The 1,316-nt window shown below is 43.8% G+C and carries 1 protein-coding gene; it reads right to left on the bottom strand.

Going from position 1 to position 1,316, the window contains the following annotated elements:
- On the bottom strand, window positions 1-1,316 hold a 1,316-nt coding region (locus DB42_RS01340; RefSeq protein WP_052435885.1), incomplete at both ends, for a leucine-rich repeat domain-containing protein.

Here is a 1,316-nt window from a genome sequence, read left to right as displayed (position 1 = left end):
TGCAGGCAGGCTGGTGAGCTGGTTTTGATTTAAGTGAAGCGTTTGCAGATCAGACAGCTGCCCGATTTCTGCAGGAAGGCTGGTGAGCTGGTTTTGATTTAGGTAAAGCCCCTGTAGCTGAGACAGCTGCCCGATTTCTGCAGGCAGGCTGGTGAGCTGGTTCTGGTTTAAGCAAAGCCCTTGCAGTTGAGACAATTGCCCGATTTCTGCAGGAAGGCTGGTGAGCTGGTTTTGGCTTAAGTTAAGCTCTTGCAGCTGAGATAATTGGCCTATTACTGCAGGCAGGCTAGTGAGCTGGTTTTGATTTAAGCGAAGCCATGTCAGTTGAGACAATTGACCTATTTCTGTAGGAAGGCTAGTGAGCTGGCTTTGATTTAATTCAAGCGTACGCAGCTGAGTCAATTGCCCGATTTCCGCAGGCAGAGCGGTGAGCTGGTTTTGATTTAATTCAAGTTCTCGCAGCTCAGACAGCCGCCCGATTTCTGTAGGCAGAGCGGTGAGCTGGTTTTGATTTAAGTAAAGCCCTTGCAGCTCAGACAGTTGCCCGATTTCTCCAGGCAGAGCGGCGAGCTGGTTTTGATTTAAGAAAAGCCATTGTAGCTGAGACAGCTGCCCGATTTCTACAGGAACGCTCGTGAGCTGGTTTTCTCTTAAGATAAGCTCTTGCAGCTGAGACAATTGACCTATTTCTGCAGGAAGGCTGGTGAGCTGGTTTTGATTTAAGTAAAGCCATTCCAACTGAGACAATTGACCTATTTCTACAGGAAGGCTGGTGAGCTGGTTTTGATTTAAGTAAAGCCGTGTCAGCTGAGACAATTGACCTATTCCTTCAGGCAGAGCGGTGAGCTGGTTTTGATTTAAGTAAAGCCCTTTCAGCTGAGACAATTGGCCTATTTCTGCAGGCAGAGCGGTGAGCTGGTTTTGATTTAATTCAAGCTGTAGCAGCTGAGATAACTGGCCTATTTCTGGGGGTAAGTAAGTCAAGCCTGCTCTAGATAAATCTAAAGCCGTAATGTTTTTACAATTTTCTTCAATCCAATCTCTAAGAAGCTCTCCTTTTTTTTCTAGAGGTAAGTGCTTAATTTCTTCTTGGTTCAAGTATTCTTCACCACCAGGAAGCTTTTTCCAAAGTAAAAGACGATTAATATTTAAGAGATGAGAAAAGTAATTAGCCAGCGTTAAGCCTCTTTTTTCTTCTGTTTTCTCTTTAAATTCTAAAGTTGAAAGAAACTTGGCTAAAGTAAAGATTTGCCTAAAGATTGCATTTACCTTTTCTGCTTCAGAAAGCTTTTCTTCTAGCTTATAAATCCTATCTA

It is taken from the genome of Neochlamydia sp. EPS4, from assembly GCF_000813665.1.
Lineage (GTDB): Bacteria > Chlamydiota > Chlamydiia > Chlamydiales > Parachlamydiaceae > Neochlamydia.
Note: the sequence above shows the minus strand (reverse complement) of the source record. Positions and strands in the feature narration are given on the sequence as shown.